The sequence below is a fragment of the Mammaliicoccus sp. B-M6 genome, from assembly GCF_022386965.1.
Classification (GTDB): Bacteria; Bacillota; Bacilli; order Staphylococcales; family Staphylococcaceae; genus Mammaliicoccus; species Mammaliicoccus sciuri_A.
In genome coordinates, this window is the sequence record NZ_JAJNHJ010000083.1 from 1 (window position 1) to 522 (window position 522).

A 522-nucleotide genomic window follows, 5' to 3' on the forward strand; every position below is an offset into this window, starting at 1 on the left:
CCGGAGTTAAGGCTATTTTTCCTAAAACAATTGTTCAAAGATGTATTGTACATTTAGTTAGGAATTCTATTAAATACGTACCAAGTAAAGACTATAAAGCTTTTACTTCTTCTTTAAGAAAGGTTTATGGGGCAACATCACTTAAAGCTTGTCATACTGCTTTTGAAGCATTTAAACAACAATGGTCTCAATATCCTGGTGCGGTTGATGTTTGGAAACGTAACTTCACTCACGTTGAACAGCTGTTTGATTATGGTAGTAATATTCGTAAAATCATGTATACAACTAACGCGGTAGAAAGTATTCATTCTAGTTACCGAAAGGTTACAAAAAAAGGTGCATTCCCAAATGAGAATGCACTCTTAAAATTACTCTTTATTCGAACGAAAGAACTTCAAAAGAAATGGTCCACTGGTTACATTCCAAACTGGTCTATGGTTATGAACCAGCTTCTTTTACATGATCAAATTAAAGATAGAGTTATTAAGTATCTTGAATAACTTACACACTTAATTTGACAAA

General features: G+C 32.8%; 1 protein-coding gene. It reads left to right on the forward strand.

Annotated features, from left to right (window positions below; all coding sequences use genetic code 11):
* The coding region (locus LQ693_RS13500; protein WP_239743730.1) for a transposase at positions 1-500 on the forward strand (500 nt) is incomplete at its 5' end.
* Between the last annotated feature and the right edge of the window lie 22 nt (positions 501-522).